This is a genomic window from Arthrobacter sp. JUb119, assembly GCF_024807995.1.
Classification (GTDB): domain Bacteria; phylum Actinomycetota; class Actinomycetes; order Actinomycetales; family Micrococcaceae; genus Glutamicibacter.
Map to the genome: position 1 here is coordinate 19,459 of NZ_JANUFE010000002.1, position 16,797 is coordinate 36,255.

The window sequence follows — 16,797 nt, forward strand, 5'->3', positions numbered from 1 at the left end:
CACTCACCTTAGAAACACCACACCCCGTGCCGGGCAAAACCGGCACGGGGTGTGGAGAAAGCCATCGGCGCTAGTCTTCCGTATCGTCGACTTCCGGTGCTTTCGGTTCGCGCAGCGGCACGTAGGGCATGGAGATGGACATCGTGGCGCCACCGCCAGGGGTATCTGCCAACGCCACCGAACCTCCGTGCTGCTGGACGATGGCCGCAACAATGGCCAAGCCCAGGCCGGAACCGCCGGTCTCGCGTTGGCGCGAGCTATCGGAGCGGTAGAAGCGTTCAAAAATGCGCTTGGAATCCTCGGCCGGGATGCCCGGGCCGTGGTCGCGGATTTCAACGACCGCGTCCAGCGTTCCAGCCACCAATGAACGCACGCCGACGGCAATTTCCAAGGGGGAACCTTCCGGGGTGTAGCGCAGCGCGTTGGTGAGCAGGTTGGCGATGATCTGCCGGATGCGGGCATCATCACCGACGGTGCTCGCTGGGCTGGGGCGTTCGGACACGAGCCCCACAAGTTTGACGGTACGGTCCGGTGCACGGACCTTGGTGTCTTCCACCGCGTCCTGGCCCAGGACCAGCAAATCCACTGGCTGCTTTTCCATGGGGCGTTGCTCGTCCAGGCGGGCGAGCATCAAGAGGTCCTCAACCAGGCGGGCCATGCGCTTGGATTCGCTTTCGATGCGGCCCATCGCCGAGTCCATGGCCTCCGGATCCGCCAGCCCGCCGTAGCGGTAGAACTCCGAATAGCCCTGGATGGTGACCAGCGGGGTACGCAGCTCATGCGAGGCGTCCTGGATGAAGCGGCGCATCTTCTGCTCGGAAGCCTCGCGGTCGTTGAACGCCTTTTCAATTTGGGCCAGCATGGCGTTGAGCGAGCGCGAGAGCCTGCCCACTTCGGTCTCAGCGGGATAGTCCTTCACGCGCTGGGACAGATCGCCATCGGCGATCATCGACGCGGTGCGCTCCACATTGATCAGCGGCTTGAGCGAACGCCCGGTGAGCCCGTAGGCGATCATCGACATCAGCAGGGCCGCAAGCGTGCCGGTGGAGAGCACCAGCACCGCAGTTTGGCTGACGGTACGGTTCACATTATCCAGCGGCATGGACAAGAACAGGTTCAGCTCGCTGCTCTTCAACGGGATCATCACCGTACGCCAACCAGCGGAGGTGGGGAAGGCGCCGGGGACCGTAGCAGGGGAGTTCGGGTGGGCTGCCAGCTGCTGGATCTGTTCCATATTAAGCAGCGGCAGATCCGTGCCGTTGGAAGGACCGACCCGCGAACGCGGCATCACGTAGACGATCTCGCCGTCCTGGTCGCGAATGTCAGCGTAGGCGCTGCTGAGCCCGAGCAGCGTGGCATCGACATCCAAGGCGTCATGGCTGCCGTTGTCCTCGTTCAAGGAGTAGAGGTAGGCCTTGTTGAGCCCGTAGGCCATCGTCGACTTGGACACGTTCAGCTGCTTGTCGATCTGGCTGGTCATCGCGATCCTCAGCGTATGCGCTGAACCGATAGCGGTAGCGAAGATCGCGACGATCATCAGTCCAAACATGACCGCGACCAGTTTGGTCCGCAACGAGGTGCGACGCCACTGGGCTCGAAATGACTTCATATGCTGACTTTACAAGGCCTTCAATTATTGGCGCGGACCGTTACGTGTGCCGTTAGCGGCGGTCTGGGGTGCGCATCAGGTAGCCCACGCCACGCTTGGTCTGGATCAGTGCAGGCCACTCCGGGCGGTCGACCTTGCGACGCAGGTAGGAAATGTAGGATTCCACGATCGAGGCATCGCCGTTGAAGTCGTATTCCCAGACATGGTCCAAGATCTGCGACTTGGACAGTACGCGGTTCGGGTTCATCATCAGGTAGCGCAGCAGCTTGAACTCGGTGGGGGACAGGTCAATGATCTCCCCGGCACGGCGCACCTCGTGGGCGTCGTCATCCAGCTCCAGGTCGGCCACGATGATGGTCGCGTTCTCGTCCTCGCCATTGGCGGTACGGCGCAGGACGGCACGGATGCGGGCGACGACTTCATCCAGGCTGAATGGCTTGGTGACGTAGTCGTCGCCGCCGACGGTCAAGCCGGTGACCTTGTCGCTGGTGTCGTCGCGCGCGGTCAGGAACAGCACCGGGAAGTGGCGGCCAGCGGCGCGCAATTTCCGGGTAATGGTGAAACCGTCCATGTCAGGAAGCATGACGTCCAGGACGGCCAGGTCCGGCTCTTCGGCTTCAACGGCGGCGAGGGCTTCGCGTCCGTTGGCAGCAGCGACAACTTCGAAGCCTGCAAAGCGCAGGGAAGTGGAGAGCAGTTCGCGGATATTCGGCTCGTCATCGACAACGAGAAGTTTTGCCTCAGCAGTTTTTGGACTCATGGATTACAGTGTGCCGAAGAAGTCTGGGAGTCCGCTGAGTGAATGCTGAAGCGAGTGGCTAGCTTTTTCGGCGCCTGGCGACGTTTCCGAAGACCACGATGGCGGCCAGAATGAATGCCGTTGGCAAGCCCAAGCGCGCAAAGAGCATCAGCAGCGTCGGGATGGCCATCTCCTGGAAGTAGAAGACGAGGGTTCCGACCAGCGCCAAGGCGGAAAGGATGGCGATGATGATCGCCAATCGGGAAAGTGCAGTCATGGTTTTGGATGAATCGCTCACGCTACCAAGTTTAGCCCCGGAGCCATGGGCGACAGGCGGAATGCGAAGATTGCCGGGCAAAGATGAATTCACCGCACGAGAGATGACATAATCTTAGATAAAGGACTTGAAGCGATCCAGCAGATTGAGCACCCGGCAAGAAGCAGAGAAGAATTCCGGCAGTGGCTCCGCCGGATCGCACATATGAATATGCATGGCGCTGAGCAGGCCTCGGCCATGCAGCTTAGCTACAAGAACGAACGAGGTAAATGATCATGCCTAGCGGCAAGGTTAAGTGGTACGAAAAGGCCAAGGGCTTCGGCTTCATCACCGCCGAAGATGGCAAAGAGATCTACGTCAATGCCGCGGCATTGCCCGAAGGCGTGCATGACCTGCGCCCCGGAACCCGCCTGGAATTCGGCGTTGCCGAAGGCCGCCGCGGTCCACAGGCACTGAGCCTGCGCTTGCTCGAAGCCGCTCCATCGGTCGCACGTGCCAAGCGCAAGAAGCCCGAAGACGAGGCAGTGCTGATCGAAGATCTTATTAAGCTGCTCGACAACGTTTCCAATAGCTTGCGCAATGGGCGTTATCCTGAACAGGCATATGGCAAGAAGGTTGCTACCGTACTTCGTGCGGTAGCCGACGATCTGGACGCATAAATAATGGCCCGTAAACCCAAGTTGGACACCATCCTCGCCGAGGCAGTGGATACTGCTCGCGGCGCGCTCGCAGAAATTGCCGGTGCGTCAGAAATCGGCGAACACCTAGGCGTCACGGCGGAAGGTGAGCGACTTGTCACCCATCGTTTTGTCTCCCATAAGTCGGGATATCAAGGATGGACCTGGTTCGCCACGCTTGCGCGGGTCTCACGGGCAAAATCCAAGGACCTGACGGTTTGCGAAGTAGGCATTATTGCAGGGGAGCAGTCATTGCTCGCTCCGGCATGGGTGCCATGGGCCGACCGCCTGGCAAAGGAAGAGATTGAAGCGGCCAAGGCCGCCGAAGCCGCAGAGGACTTGGCCGGGACCGGCGGGGAAGCCGACGGTCCTGAAGCCACGGAGCCAGCGAAGGAGCCGGATCCATCGGATCCAGGCGCCGAGGCTCAGGATCCGCAGGCCGAAGTCGAAGCGGACGGCGCCGAAAATGACGATGACGCTGTGCAGCAGCATAAGTCGCCGGCACGTCGCCAGGTACGCCGCCGTCGCACGGCGCAGCGCACCGCAGCCCGTCGCCGGGCAGCGCAGCGTAATCGCACGCGCAAGGAAAACTAGGCAATAGCGGCAAAGACCTTCGCACAACGATGATGAATCGTTGTGCGAAGGTCTTTGGCTTTAATCGAGGGTTCTTAGAGCTGCTCGATCACGTAGTCGATGCACTTGAGCAGTGCTTCGACGTCGCTTGGCTCGATCGCAACGAAGGTGGCGATCCGCAGCTGGTTGCGGCCCAGCTTGCGGTATGGTTCCACGTCGACAACGCCGTTAGCGCGCAGTGCCTTGGCAATTGCCGAGGCATCGACCGAGTCATCGAAGTCAATGGTGGAGATGACGTTCGAGCGGTGCGCTGGGTCGGCCACATAAGGGGAAGCGATTTCGGAAGCCTCGGCCCAAGCCCGGATCATCCCTGCGGACTGTGCCGTGCGCGCTGCCGCCCACTTCAGGCCGCCGTTGGCATTGATCCACTTGATCTGCGCATCCAGGCCCACAAGAGTGGTCAGCGATGGCGTGTTGTAGGTCTGGTTCTTCAAGGAGTTATCCAGCGCGGTCGCCAGGTTCAAGAAGTCGGGGATCCAGCGGTCGGTTGCTGCAATTTCCTCGATGCGGGCAATCGCGGCGGGAGAAACGAAGGCCAGCCACAGGCCGCCGTCGGAAGCGAAGTTCTTCTGCGGAGCGAAGTAGTACACGTCGGTCTCGGACAGATCCACGTCCAGGCCTCCGGCGGCGCTGGTGGCGTCAATGACTACCAGTGCATCGTCGTTGGCGCCAACAACGCGCTTGATCGGCGCCGCGGCACCGGTTGAGGTCTCATTGTGCGGCCACGCGTAGAGGTCTACGCCGGCTTCGGCTACGGGTTCAGGTACGGTGCCCGGCTCGCCGACAATGATGGAGGAAGGTTCCAGGAATGGAGCCTTGTCGGTGGCTTTGGCGAACTTCGAGCCGAATTCGCCGAAGGACAGGTGCTGCGCCTTGGAACGGACCAGGCTGAATGCAGCGGCATCCCAGAACGCGGTGGATCCACCCACGCCGAGAAGAACTTCGTAACCCTCTGGTGCGCTGAACATTTCCTTCAGGCCGTCCTGAACCGAAGCTACGAGGTTCTTGACCGGAGCCTGGCGGTGGGAGGTGCCTAGCAGTTCGGCGCCGGCATCGACGATGGCCTGGATCTGTTCTGCGCGAACCTTGGAAGGTCCTGCACCGAATCGACCATCGGCGGGCAGAAGGTTTTCTGGAATGTTGATATCCGTGCTCATCGCGCTCCTCTTGTAGCGATAGATTGAAGTGCCATAACGGCCACCATTACCCATGGTTTGGAATATTGACAGATAGCCTTGGCGTTTCAATAGATATCTTCGCAAATAGCGGGGTGTCGTGAGAAAAGCGCGTCGGTCGGTTACGCCGAGGGCTTGGCGGGTTACAGGGCTTTCTGCAGCTCCGACCAAGTAGAGTGGGATATCGACGCCACGTAAATTTCGAGCGAACTTAATTGTTGTGACTTCCAGGAGCGACTGCCGTGTCTGATCTTATCGATACAACTGAGATGTATCTGCGTACCATTCTTGAGCTTCAAGAAGAGGAAATCGTGGCATTGCGCGCCCGAATTGCAGAGCGTCTTGGCCACTCGGGCCCAACCGTGTCGCAGACGGTTGCTCGCATGGAACGAGACGGCCTGGTTATCGTATCGACCGATCGCCACCTTGCATTGACCGAAAAAGGTCACGAGCTGGCTACGGGCGTGATGCGCAAGCACCGCTTGGCGGAGCGCCTGTTGTCGGACATCATTGGGTTGGACTGGGAGTACGTGCACGATGAGGCGTGCCGCTGGGAACACGTGATGAGCGAACGCGTCGAGCGTCGGCTCTTTGATCTTCTGGGCAAGCCAACAGTGTCGCCCTACGGCAACCCAATTCCGGGCCTGGAAGTCCTCGGTGGCCCCAATGTGGGCGAAATCTCACATGAAGTAGAGAACTTGGATGATGCCCTGCTGTCCGGAAACATCGGCCCAGTGGCAATTGAGCGCCTGGCCGAACCGATCCAAACGGACCCAATCCTGCTCGGACAACTGAACGAAGGTGGAATCCGCCCAGGTGCGATTGTCACCTTGGAGCGCGCCGACGACTACGTTGTAGTGCGCGTGGACGGCATCGAAGGCGCCCTGGAGCTGCCGGTCGAGGTCAGCGCACACGTATTTGTAAAGTCTCAGAAAAGATAACGAAATTGTAACTTTCGGCGTTGACAGGTAGCGTTAAGCCTTGGAGCTAGTGATCTAGTTAGCTCTATCCATTTTTGGTGCGACCGCCTAGTGTTGCCCTGCGCCAGAAACGGTCACCAAATCTTGAGGGCAATAACGGGGGACCCACTTTCCGGCGTGCAAACGCCTTGGGGTGAAGTTCTGCGACAAGCAGGCCGGCTGATTCTCAATAGCCGAACCCGACAGCTAACTTCGTAGGCGCAACAGTGAGAGGAATGTTTTGGTAGAAACCAAGACTGCGGGACGTCGCCGCGCTGCCGGCGTCGAAGTAGATGTGATTGCAGAAGTCACCGCTTCGACTGCTGAGCGTAACGGCGGGCGCCGAGCAGCACGTGCTGCTGCCACCGTCCCTATGATTGCACCGGTCAAGCCGGTACATGAAGATTTCGTTGGTCGACGATTCGACTCCATGCAGCGCTACGGTGTTGCTCCTAACCAGACCCTGCTGGCCGGCAAGGATACCGCGAGCAACGTCGTTGCATTGCCAGGAGCTGTTCAAGCCCCTGCCAGCAAGCCTGCCCCGATCGAAGCAGTAGGCAATGTCGAGTTCATTTATAGCCTCAAGTCCAAGGTTCAGAAATCCACCCACCGTGGATTCGCCCACAAGGTGGCAGCCGTAGCCGCCGTTTCGGGTTTGGCGCTTGCCGCCGTAACTCCACAGCTCTCCGGCAGCGCGGAGGAGAACAAGGCCGTTGAGGTCGCAGCTCAGCGCACCGCCACTTCCGCAGTTGTAGATGTAACTGCACCTACCGGCAATGCGGAACTGTCCGTGGAGCGTGCAGCTTTGACTTCCGAGCTGAACACCGAAGTTGCCAAGGAAGAGAAGTTCGCCGAGATCATGACCGCTTCGGGCGGTAGCGTTACGGCCATCAAGGACACCTCGGGATTGCTCGGCGCACCGGTCACCACGAAGCGCATCACCTCCACGTTCGGGCACCGCAAGAATCCAACCGGTCCAGGTTTCATGATTCACAGCGGCACCGACTACGGTGTGCCAAGCGGTACCAAGGTCTACGCGGCAGCTGACGGTGTTGTGACTGTCTCGGGTTGGGCTGGGCACTCCGGTAACCGCATCACCCTTGACCACGGCAACGGCCTGGAGACCGGTTACAGCCACAACAGCCAGCTGGTTGTGAAGGTTGGCCAGAAAGTTAAGCGCGGTGACGTTGTTGCGTTGGCCGGCAGCACTGGCAACTCAACCGGTCCTCACGTGCACTTCGAAGTGATCGTTGACGGTCAGTTCAAAGACCCAGCAGGTTGGTTATAACGACGTTCGTCACCATTCCGTGATCAAAACGTGACATTTCAAAAAACTTCCTATAGTCTTGTATGCGTGCCATGGGGATCCCTGGGCATCATTGCGTGAGAACCGAGCACTGCCAACACGCAATGAGTAGTTATACACAACTCGTACGGCAGTGGCGGGGGAACCAATATCGGGTCGTTAGTTTTGGCTAACAACCCTAGGGGTGAAGTGGATAGAGAAGGCAACTTCGAATCCACCGAGGTAACTCCACTTCGAACCCGACAGCTTACCTCGTAGGTATCAAGGAGAGGCAATATTTTGACCAAGAGTCATGCACGCGGACGTCGCCGCGCCGACGTTCCACGCACCAACTCGCTACAGGCGATTTCACAGGCCGTAGCATCCAACGCTGGCTCGGTAGGCCGCCAGGCCGCCGTTGTCGCTGCAGCATCCGGCTTGATCGTCACTCTGGGCGTGCCTGGCCAGGCAACTGCACCACGTGACGTTTCTGCATCGCCTGTTGACACCATCAATCCAGAGCGTGTTGCAGTCAAGGCAGTAAAGGTAGCTGCTGACAAGAAGGCTGATGTCGCAATCGAGCGCGCCAGCTTCACCGCTGAAGAGAAGCCAGAGCCTGTTGTCATTGCAGTTTCGAATGACATCACCCCAACTACCCGCAGCAGCAACTCGGGTAACTCTGATTCGATGGCCCCGATGACTCGTCAGAGCCGTTCGGGTGGACAGGAATCGGCTCCGCAGCAGAAGGCTCAGCCAAAGGCTGAAACTCCTGTTCAGACCTCCAACCTTTCCGGCATCGCAGGCACCGCTGCCAAGTACGTGGGCGTTCCATACGTATGGGGTGGCAACGGTCCAAGCGGCTGGGATTGCTCCGGCTTCGTCAAGTACGTCTACGCGCAGCACGGCATCAACATTGCTCGCGGCACCTCGGCCATCCTCGGATCCGGCCAGTTCGTCCGCACCAGCAACCCTAAGCCAGGCGACTTGGTATTCCAGAACGGTGGCGGCCACGTCGGCATCTACCTGGGCGGCGGCCAGATGATCGGCGCGCAGAACCCAACCGTGGACACCATGATCCACTCGGTTTCGCGCAACCCGCTGTACGGCTACTACACCCTAGCTGGCTAAGCTTCAAAGCTTTTCATAGGCCATCGGATGAGAAAGACATCCGATGGCCTATGTTCGTTTAACCAGTTGAACTCTGGGCATCAGAACGATGAAAAGAAGACAATTTCTTGGTTAGGTACCCACCAATAATCCGAAGCATCGCATAGGCTAGCGCTTAGAGACACTCCGAGCAGAACGCGAGCTCCATCAATGCCAGATGGTGGCCATCGGTTCATGAAGGTAGTACGAGCAATGCGAACTTTGGTATTAAACGCAGGATACGAACCACTAGCAGTTGTGACGTTCCGTCGAGCACTAGTGCTAGTCATGACCGAAAAAGCGAGCATCGTTCTCCAAGATGATCTCGCCCCCATCCGCAGTTCTCATGGAGATCTACCTCGGCCAACTGTCATCGTTCTGAAACGCTATGTACGACGCCCCTACAGGGACATGCAACATGTCACTCGTAGGGGCGTTCTGCGTAGAGACGCTTTTACCTGCGCGTATTGCGGCAAAGCTGCCAATACGATTGACCACGTGATTCCCCGCAGCAGGGGAGGCCAGAACACCTGGGAGAACCTCGTGGCCGCTTGCCTGCTATGCAATAGCCGCAAAGCGGACAAGATGCTCTCGCAACTGGGCTGGCAACTGCGTATTACACCTCATCGTCCACGCGTTGCTGGCCATCTGGTTTCGGGACTGCAGCACGTTGATGCGGCATGGGACGAATACTTGCACGCAAGCTAGCCGCTGGCCTGATGCTGCTGGGAGGAACCCAGCGGCGCCTATTTTTTGCTGCGTTCAATGGCTAGCGGCAGGACGCGGTCGCGAAGCAACGGAGCTAGATCGTCGCGTTCCAGGGCCACCTGCGGGTCGATCCACAGCAGCTCCTCCAATTCCGCTAACGGGACGAGTTCGCCATCGAAGGCTGCGCTGTATAAAGAGGCGCGGATCATCGTCTCCGCCTCGTTGGCAGCCGGTCCGATCCATTCGCCGTCGTATTGCAGCTCGTCAGCGGTGAAGCTGAGGCCCAATTCTTCACGAATTTCTCGAATGATAGTTTGTAACGCTGTTTCCCCGGCTTCGGGTTTGCCGCCAGGTTGCATGAACTTCGTCGTTCCACGCTTGCGAACCAGGAGAATTTCTCCTTGGTTGTTGATTAAACACGCCGCTGAGATCGTCAAATTTTTCTTCACTAAAACACAATATCGCGTGTTTACAGGAGTTAGAGATGGTAACGTGCTTAATTGGATCTCCAACGGTTTTAGTTCTAGTTCACCATGGTTACTTTACTCGCAGTATCTAACCGAAGTATTGATGACTACCGAAAACGTTGGAATTGAAAGATCGATCCATCAACTTTACAGATCTATGGAGCAATAAATGCGACGGGGTACAAATCTAGGACGCTTGGGAGACTTCAACCAAGCTGTAATTCTTGAGTCAATTCGACGGGCACCAGAAGGAATTAGCCGCGTTGAACTGGCCGGTTCGACTGGTCTGTCCCCACAGACCATTTCCAATGTTGTCCGCCGTTTGCTGGATGACGGAATCGTCCGAGAAGACCGCACGATCGTCTCCGGACCAGGTAAGCCTCGCACCGTTCTGGAGCTCGAAGGCAACCGTCTTGTTTCCATTGGCATCCACCTGGACCCCAGCGTGCTGACCTTCGTCGCAATGAACCTGCGCGGCGAGGTCCTGCGCGAACGCCGCATCGAAGTTCCCAACCTCGAAGTAGCTACCGAAACTGTCCAGCTCATGGCAACTACCGTTAAGGAACTCATTGCCGAGATCCGCGTGCCGAAGAAGCACATCGTCGGTGTCGGCATTGCTGTTCCGGGTCCAGTAAACGTCGAAGAAGGAGTGGTGCTGAACCCGCCACTGCTCGATGGCTGGGCAGATGTTGAACTGGTGAACCCACTGCGCAAGCTCTTGCGCCTGCAGGTCATCATCGAAAAGGACACCATCGCTTCAGCAGTTGGCGAACTGTGGCAGTCCAAGGAAGAGAAGAACAACGACTTCGTCTTCATTTACTGCGGTCACGGCTTCGGCGCTGGCCTGGTATTCAACGGCGATGTCCACCACGGTGCAAGCAACAACGCTGGCGAAATCGGCCACTACTCAACCGGTTACAAATCTGTGGCCTGCGAACAATGCGGTGCGGAGGATTGCCTCGCTTCCGGCACCTCCTACGAATTCATCGCTGCGCAGGCCAAGGAACGCGGGCTGGAACTGCCAAGCTACGAAATCGTTGGCCCGGAACAGCGGGCTGCCGGAATGAACCGCCTCTACGAGCTGGCTCACGAAGGAAACAAGGTCGCCAAGGAACTGGTCACCGAAGCCATGATCAAGGTTGGCGAAGTTGCCGGCCAGCTTGCCAACTCGCTGGACGTTCGCGAAGTCGTCTTCGGCGGTCCACAGTGGGAAAAGGTATCCGAACTGGTCGACGATCAAGTCCGCGACGCCATTGGCCGCCGCTTCGCCCTGCGCGGAGTGCATGAAATCGAAACCCGCACCTCCGAGCTCGGCTCCAACGTCGGCGCCATCGGTGGCGCTTGCGTGGTCATGGACGCTTCGCTGTCGCCAAAGGCGACCGCATTGCTGCTGCGTTAAGCGAGACTCATACTAAGCACTGCGGGTACGTTCCAGATGGAACGTACCCGCAGTGCTTAACTCCGTAGTAACGACAAGAGCCTTGTTTCCCGTCCGAGGACTGGAAACAAGGCTCTAGTTGTGCCCCTGGCCGGAATCGAACCGACGGCCTACCCTTTAGGAGAGGGTCGCTCTATCCTACTGAGCTACAGGGGCATGGGCGTGAAAACACCAACAACACTATCTTACTAGGATGTCCCGGGTGTAATTCCCACGCACTGGCTTAGGCAGTACCCTCACGAATTGCGAGCATCTTTGCCTTGAGCGCACGATTGGCACGGATAGCGCCAAGACCCACAACAAGACCCGCAGTGATGATCAGCAGTGCCCAGCGGATGGTCGTGAGGATCGATGCCAAAACGACAGCTCCTTCACTGAGGTCTCCAGTGAACAGGGCATCAATTGCGAAGTTCTCCCAAATATCAATTGCCGCGAAGCCCAGCGGAGCAACCCAAGCCAGCCAACGTGTCTGGCGGTGAGGAATCCAGCGGATGAACAACAGCATGGAGAAGACCGCAGTAAACATCGGGAAGAGGAAACCAGCGGTCTTGTGCAAGTAGTTGAGCTGGCCAACAGCATCTTCATCCATGGCGCCACGCAATGCTTCTATGTCGCTTACGGTGTAGCCGAAAATACGCTGATCGGGCATCGCCAGGGAATCGCTGAGGTCCTGCATCTGCACCATCGTGAGCAGATGGTAGTACGCGAATAGCGCAGCGCATATGATCAAGCCCACCGAGATCAGCAGCATCGGGTTCGAACTGTTCTCGTGGGAGGTGCTTTGCACCTTGCCTGGCCCCATGTTCATGCCGCGCGGCGCGTTCGGCGCCTGGGCGAACTGCTGGGGCTTGCGGTATTCCTTGGTTTTCCTGACCTTCTTTGCCATATCTTCTATTATGCCCGGCCAATAGCGTGGGCTTTCCCGCTCACACTGAAAGTGTCCGGCGCTCCACGTAGACTGGCTACATCATGGATTTCCTTTTTGACGATTTCGCCCCGGATACCGCACAGCAGGTCATGCCCACTGCTGAGGAGCTTTTGGTCGGCATGAACCCGCAGCAGGAAGAAGCAGTTCGTTATGCTGGGGGTCCGTTGCTGATCGTGGCCGGCGCTGGTTCAGGAAAGACCCGTGTGCTCACGCACCGCATTGCCTACCTCCTGGCGACCGGACGTGCTCGGCCGCACGAAATCCTGGCGATCACCTTCACCAACAAGGCCGCTGCCGAAATGCGCGAACGAGCCGCTGAGCTCATTGGCGACGAGCAAGCGAAGAAGATGTGGATCTCTACTTTCCACTCCTCATGCGTGCGTATTTTGCGTCGCGAGGCGGCCACCATTGGAATGAAATCCAACTTCTCAATCTACGACTCCACGGATTCCTTGCGCCTGATCACCTTAGTCGCCAAATCTTTGGAGATCGACCCGAAGCGTTTCACGCCCAAGGCAATTGCCCACAAGATCTCCTCGTTGAAAAATGAGCTGATAGATGATGAAGACTACGCGGCGACGATCAATACCAATGATCCGTTCTCGCGAGCCGTTTCCGAGGTCTACCGCGGTTACACCCGCCGCCTGCGCGCTGCCAACGCCATGGACTTCGACGACCTGATTGGACAGGTCGTCTACATGTTCCGTGCGTTCCCGCGAGTGGCCGATAACTACCGCCGCCGGTTCCGCCATGTGCTCATTGACGAATACCAGGATACTAACCACGCCCAGTACTCGCTGGTGCGTGAACTCACCGGTGCCGAAGGTGATACCGTCCCAGGCGAACTGACCGTTGTCGGCGACTCCGACCAGTCGATTTACGCTTTCCGCGGTGCCGATATCCGCAACATCGTCGACTTCGAAAAGGACTATCCGAACGCGGCAACCATCAAGCTGGAACAGAACTATCGTTCCACCCAGACGATTCTGTCCGCGGCCAACGAGGTCATCAAGCGAAACCCCGACCGCAATGACAAGAAGCTGTGGACTGCCAGCGGCGACGGCGAGAAGATCACCGGTTATGTTGGGGAGTCAGAATCCGACGAAGCACGCTGGATTGCCGAAGAAATACTTCGCTTGAACGATGACGAGGATGTCCGCCCGGGCGACGTGGCGATCTTCTACCGCACTAACGCCCAATCGCGTGCACTGGAAGAACAGCTGATGCGCGTGGACCTGAAGTACCGCGTAGTCGGCGGCACCAGGTTCTACGACCGCAAGGAAATCAAGGACGCACTGGCCTACCTGCGCGCCTTGGTGAACCCGGATGATGACATCAACGTCCGCCGAATCCTCAACGAGCCCAAGCGCGGCATCGGCGACCGTGCCGAAGGCGCCGTGGCAGCGTTGGCTGAACGGGATCGCGTTTCCTTCATGGACGCATTGCGCCGTTCGGATGAAGCACCAGGCTTGGGAACCCGCGGAATCAAGATGACTGCTGCGTTTGTCTCCATGATGGATGACTTGAAGACCGTGGCGGAAGGCTCAGGGCCGGCAGAGGCCCTTGAAGCAGTGCTGGAGCAGACCGGATACCTGGAGACCCTTCGGCTCTCCTCGGATCCGCAGGATGAGTCGCGGGTGGAGAACCTCGCCGAATTGGTCGCCGTGGTCCGGGACTACGTGAACGAAGAGCCGGAAGGCGGTCTCGAAGGGTTCCTGGAGCGCGTGGCGCTCGTAGCCGATGCCGACCAGATTCCAGAGGCTCCCAGCGATGATGAGGGAGCAGCAATGGCCGTGCAGGAAGGCGTGGTCACCTTGATGACCCTGCATACTGCCAAGGGCTTGGAATTCCCGGTGGTCTTCCTGACGGGCATGGAGCACGGTGTCTTCCCGCACCAGCGTTCCATGACCGACGAAAAGGAACTGGCCGAGGAACGCCGCCTGGCCTATGTCGGACTGACCCGTGCCCGTGAACGCCTGTACCTGACCCGTGCCGAACAGCGCAGCCTCTGGGGGCAGGCCCAGTACAACCCTGCGAGCCAGTTCCTGGAAGAGGTTCCGGGCGAGCTGATCGACTGGAAGAGCGAGGGCTCTGGCGGTGGAATGGGCTTCGGTTTCGGTAACGCAGCGGTGAATTTCGCCACGAGCAGATATGAACGTGGCAGCCACTGGGGTGCAGGTTCGGCATCGGCGCAACCGGTGCGAGGGCACAACGCCGCCCCTATTTCCAAGACGCGAGTTGTGCAGAATAAGGACATTACCATCCCAGAAGTCGGGCAGAATGTTAAGCATTCCTCGTTTGGCTTGGGCACTGTTATTGCTTTAGAAGGCGCAGGCGACAAGACGGTGGCCAAGGTGCAGTTCCCGGACTCTGAGAAGAGGCTGTTGCTGCGCTATGCACCGCTAGAAATCGTGGACTAGCCAACCGGCCCTCCGTGTTTCCTGCGTCACATTCGGCTGCTTTGCTGCAGGACCCGCGAGTTTCTCTACGTGTTGTAAAAGTGGGAAGTTTGCGAAAGTCGGGATAGTCTGAGAGGTGCGCACGGGCTACGGCGCCTAACGACGTCCCGGTAGTTGCGGTGCGCTCTCTTTGGCATGGCATGGATTTCGGTCTGTGGCCGTGCCGCGAGTCAGCATGAACTTCGAACGAAGGACACAAACCCGTGGACCTGTATGAGTACCAGGCGCGCGATCTATTCGAGGCACACGGCGTTCCCGTGCTTGCCGGTATCGTCGCTTACACCCCGGAAGAAGCAAAAGCCGCAGCTGAGAAGATCGGCGGCGTTGTTGTAGTAAAGGCACAGGTCAAGGTTGGTGGCCGTGGCAAGGCTGGCGGCGTCAAGGTCGCTAAGACCGCCGACGAAGCTTTTGAGCACGCTTCCAACATCCTCGGTATGGACATCAAGGGCCACACCGTAAACAAGGTCATGATCGCTCAGGGCGCCGACATTGCTGAGGAATTCTACTTCTCCGTACTGCTGGACCGTGCAAACCGCAACTACCTGGCCATGTGCTCGGTAGAAGGTGGCATGGAGATCGAGGTGCTCGCAGTTGAGCGCCCGGATGCTCTGGCGAAGGTTGCCGTTGACCCAATCGTCGGCATTGATGCCGCGAAGGCCGCTGAAATCGTTGAGGCAGCTAACTTCCCTGAAGAGCTGCGCGCAAAGGTTGCAGACACCATCCAGAAGCTCTGGGTTGTATTCAAGGAAGAAGACGCCACCCTCGTAGAGGTAAACCCACTGGTGAAGACCGGTGCCGGTGACATCGTTGCACTGGATGGCAAGGTTTCCCTGGACGACAACGCATCTGAGGTTCGCCATCCGGCTCACGAAGAGCTCGAGGACAAGGGCGCAGCCGATCCGCTGGAAGCCAAGGCAAAGGCCGCTGGCCTGAACTACGTCAAGCTGGACGGCGAAGTAGGCATCATCGGCAACGGTGCTGGCCTGGTCATGTCGACCCTGGACGTTGTTGCCTACGCTGGCGAGAACCACGGTTCGGTCAAGCCTGCTAACTTCCTTGACATTGGCGGTGGCGCATCGGCTGAGGTCATGGCTAACGGCCTTGACGTCATCCTGAATGACCCACAGGTCAAGTCGGTCTTCGTCAACGTCTTCGGTGGCATCACCGCATGTGACGCTGTCGCAAACGGCATCGTTGGCGCGCTGAACACCCTGGGTGACGCAGCGAACAAGCCACTGGTTGTCCGCCTGGACGGCAACAACGTTGAAGAGGGTCGCGCCATCTTGGCCGAGGCCAACCACCCGTTGGTCACCCTGGCAGCAACCATGGATGAGGGCGCCGACAAGGCTGCCGAGCTCGCCAACGCAGCGAAGTAAGAGGGATAAGCGAACAATGAGCATTTACCTGAACAAGGACTCCAAGGTCATCGTCCAGGGCATCACCGGCGGCGAAGGCACCAAGCACACCGCCCTGATGCTCAAGGCTGGCACCAACATTGTTGGCGGCGTTAACGCCCGCAAGGCCGGCACCACCGTGACCCACGGTGACCAGGACATCAAGGTGTACGGCACCGTGGCTGAGGCCAAGGCCGAGACCGGCGCAGACGTATCGATCGTCTTCGTCCCACCTAAGTTCACCAAGGACGCAGTCGTTGAGGCTATCGAGGCCGAAGTTGGCCTCGTTGTAGTCATCACCGAAGGTGTTCCAGTACAGGACTCCGCTGAGTTCTGGGCTCTGGCACAGTCGAAGGTTGACGCCGACGGCAACCAGATCACCCGCATCATCGGCCCTAACTGCCCAGGCATCATCACCCCAGGTGAAGCACTGGTTGGCATCACCCCGAACAACATCACCGGCAAGGGCCCAATCGGCTTGGTTTCCAAGTCAGGTACCCTGACCTACCAGATGATGTACGAACTGCGCGACTTGGGCTTCTCGACCGCAATCGGCATCGGCGGCGACCCAGTCATCGGCACCACCCACATCGATGCCCTGGCTGCTTTCGAAGCTGATCCAGAGACCAAGGCCATCGTCATGATCGGTGAAATCGGTGGCGACGCTGAAGAGCGCGCTGCTGATTACATCAAGGCCAACGTCACCAAGCCAGTTGTTGGCTACGTGGCTGGCTTCACCGCTCCTGAGGGCAAGACCATGGGCCACGCAGGCGCCATCGTTTCCGGTTCGGCTGGCACCGCCCAGGCGAAGAAGGAAGCACTGGAAGCTGCAGGCGTCAAGGTCGGCAAGACTCCTTCGGAGACTGCTGTGCTGCTGCGCGAAGTTTACGCAGCTCTCTAAGC

Annotated in this window: 16 protein-coding genes, 1 tRNA gene and 2 riboswitches; of the genes, 10 read left to right on the top strand and 7 right to left on the bottom strand. The window is 58.6% G+C overall.

Annotation, left to right across the window (positions count from 1 at the left end):
* Window positions 1-70: 70 nt before the first annotated feature.
* From M2368_RS06155 to M2368_RS06165, 3 genes are read right to left on the bottom strand one after another with little or no spacing between them, the layout of a single operon-like run.
* Window positions 71-1,609: a sensor histidine kinase gene (locus M2368_RS06155; protein ID WP_105659124.1), complete on the bottom strand. Its 1,539-nt coding sequence runs from the start codon at window positions 1,607-1,609 to the stop codon at window positions 71-73.
* A gap of 52 nt (window positions 1,610-1,661) precedes the next feature.
* Window positions 1,662-2,369: a response regulator transcription factor gene (locus M2368_RS06160; RefSeq protein WP_105659125.1), complete on the bottom strand. Its 708-nt coding sequence runs from the start codon at window positions 2,367-2,369 to the stop codon at window positions 1,662-1,664.
* A 58-nt stretch (window positions 2,370-2,427) separates the two neighbouring features.
* Window positions 2,428-2,646 carry a hypothetical protein gene (locus M2368_RS06165; protein WP_498724196.1) on the bottom strand — a complete coding sequence of 73 codons (219 nt, stop codon included), beginning with the start codon at window positions 2,644-2,646 and terminating at the stop codon, window positions 2,428-2,430.
* Window positions 2,647-2,900: 254 nt separating this feature from the next.
* Here M2368_RS06165 and M2368_RS06170 point away from each other — a divergent pair, with 254 nt between their 5' ends.
* Both M2368_RS06170 and M2368_RS06175 read left to right on the top strand, forming a co-directional pair.
* Window positions 2,901-3,284 (top strand): cold-shock protein, encoded by a 384-nt coding sequence (locus tag M2368_RS06170; protein ID WP_038990235.1) that lies wholly within the window; start codon window positions 2,901-2,903, stop codon window positions 3,282-3,284.
* Between the two features lie 3 nt (window positions 3,285-3,287).
* Window positions 3,288-3,896, top strand: a complete 609-nt coding sequence (locus M2368_RS06175; RefSeq protein WP_105659127.1) for a DUF3027 domain-containing protein — start codon at window positions 3,288-3,290, stop codon at window positions 3,894-3,896.
* Between the two features lie 74 nt (window positions 3,897-3,970).
* Here the strand turns inward: M2368_RS06175 and serC are convergent, their stop codons facing one another.
* Window positions 3,971-5,092, bottom strand: a complete 1,122-nt coding sequence (serC, locus tag M2368_RS06180; protein WP_332730830.1) for a phosphoserine transaminase — start codon at window positions 5,090-5,092, stop codon at window positions 3,971-3,973.
* 260 nt (window positions 5,093-5,352) lie between these two features.
* Here serC and M2368_RS06185 point away from each other — a divergent pair, with 260 nt between their 5' ends.
* The 4 genes from M2368_RS06185 (at window position 5,353) to M2368_RS06200 (ending at window position 9,208) form a co-directional block, all read left to right on the top strand.
* Window positions 5,353-6,051 (top strand): iron-dependent transcriptional repressor DtxR, encoded by a 699-nt coding sequence (locus M2368_RS06185; RefSeq protein ID WP_105659129.1) that lies wholly within the window; start codon window positions 5,353-5,355, stop codon window positions 6,049-6,051.
* Between the two features lie 104 nt (window positions 6,052-6,155).
* Window positions 6,156-6,306: riboswitch (cyclic di-AMP (ydaO/yuaA leader) on the top strand.
* Window positions 6,307-6,310: 4 nt separating this feature from the next.
* Window positions 6,311-7,357, top strand: a complete 1,047-nt coding sequence (locus tag M2368_RS06190; protein WP_498724197.1) for a M23 family metallopeptidase — start codon at window positions 6,311-6,313, stop codon at window positions 7,355-7,357.
* A gap of 123 nt (window positions 7,358-7,480) precedes the next feature.
* Window positions 7,481-7,651, top strand: a riboswitch (cyclic di-AMP (ydaO/yuaA leader).
* A 3-nt stretch (window positions 7,652-7,654) separates the two neighbouring features.
* The gene (locus tag M2368_RS06195) at window positions 7,655-8,482 is read left to right on the top strand and encodes a C40 family peptidase (protein WP_105661598.1); all 828 of its coding nucleotides are present in this window, start codon (window positions 7,655-7,657) and stop codon (window positions 8,480-8,482) included.
* Between the two features lie 231 nt (window positions 8,483-8,713).
* The gene (locus M2368_RS06200) at window positions 8,714-9,208 is read left to right on the top strand and encodes an HNH endonuclease (protein ID WP_105659132.1); all 495 of its coding nucleotides are present in this window, start codon (window positions 8,714-8,716) and stop codon (window positions 9,206-9,208) included.
* A gap of 38 nt (window positions 9,209-9,246) precedes the next feature.
* On the opposite strand, the gene M2368_RS06205 is transcribed toward M2368_RS06200, so the two are convergent.
* Complete coding sequence (locus M2368_RS06205) at window positions 9,247-9,657, bottom strand: NUDIX hydrolase (RefSeq protein ID WP_105659133.1); 411 nt, start codon at window positions 9,655-9,657, stop codon at window positions 9,247-9,249.
* 187 nt (window positions 9,658-9,844) lie between these two features.
* Between M2368_RS06205 and M2368_RS06210 the strand changes: the two genes are divergently transcribed.
* A complete protein-coding gene (locus tag M2368_RS06210) occupies window positions 9,845-11,074 on the top strand; it encodes an ROK family transcriptional regulator (RefSeq protein WP_105661599.1) in 1,230 nt (409 codons plus the stop codon).
* A gap of 121 nt (window positions 11,075-11,195) precedes the next feature.
* Here the strand turns inward: M2368_RS06210 and M2368_RS06215 are convergent.
* Both M2368_RS06215 and M2368_RS06220 read right to left on the bottom strand, forming a co-directional pair.
* Window positions 11,196-11,269, bottom strand: a tRNA-Arg gene (locus tag M2368_RS06215).
* Window positions 11,270-11,336: 67 nt separating this feature from the next.
* Entirely contained in the window at window positions 11,337-11,999 is a 663-nt protein-coding gene (locus tag M2368_RS06220; protein WP_133833228.1) for a hypothetical protein, read from the bottom strand.
* An 83-nt stretch (window positions 12,000-12,082) separates the two neighbouring features.
* On the opposite strand from M2368_RS06220, the gene pcrA reads away from it, so the two are divergent.
* The 3 genes from pcrA to sucD all read left to right on the top strand — a co-directional run bounded on the left by pcrA (window position 12,083) and on the right by sucD (window position 16,795).
* Entirely contained in the window at window positions 12,083-14,461 is a 2,379-nt protein-coding gene (gene pcrA, locus M2368_RS06225) for a DNA helicase PcrA (RefSeq protein WP_105661600.1), read from the top strand.
* A gap of 242 nt (window positions 14,462-14,703) precedes the next feature.
* Window positions 14,704-15,876 (top strand): ADP-forming succinate--CoA ligase subunit beta, encoded by a 1,173-nt coding sequence (gene sucC / locus M2368_RS06230; RefSeq protein WP_105659137.1) that lies wholly within the window; start codon window positions 14,704-14,706, stop codon window positions 15,874-15,876.
* Window positions 15,877-15,892: 16 nt separating this feature from the next.
* Complete coding sequence (gene sucD / locus M2368_RS06235; protein ID WP_105659138.1) at window positions 15,893-16,795, top strand: succinate--CoA ligase subunit alpha; 903 nt, start codon at window positions 15,893-15,895, stop codon at window positions 16,793-16,795.
* The last annotated feature ends 2 nt before the right edge of the window (window positions 16,796-16,797 follow it).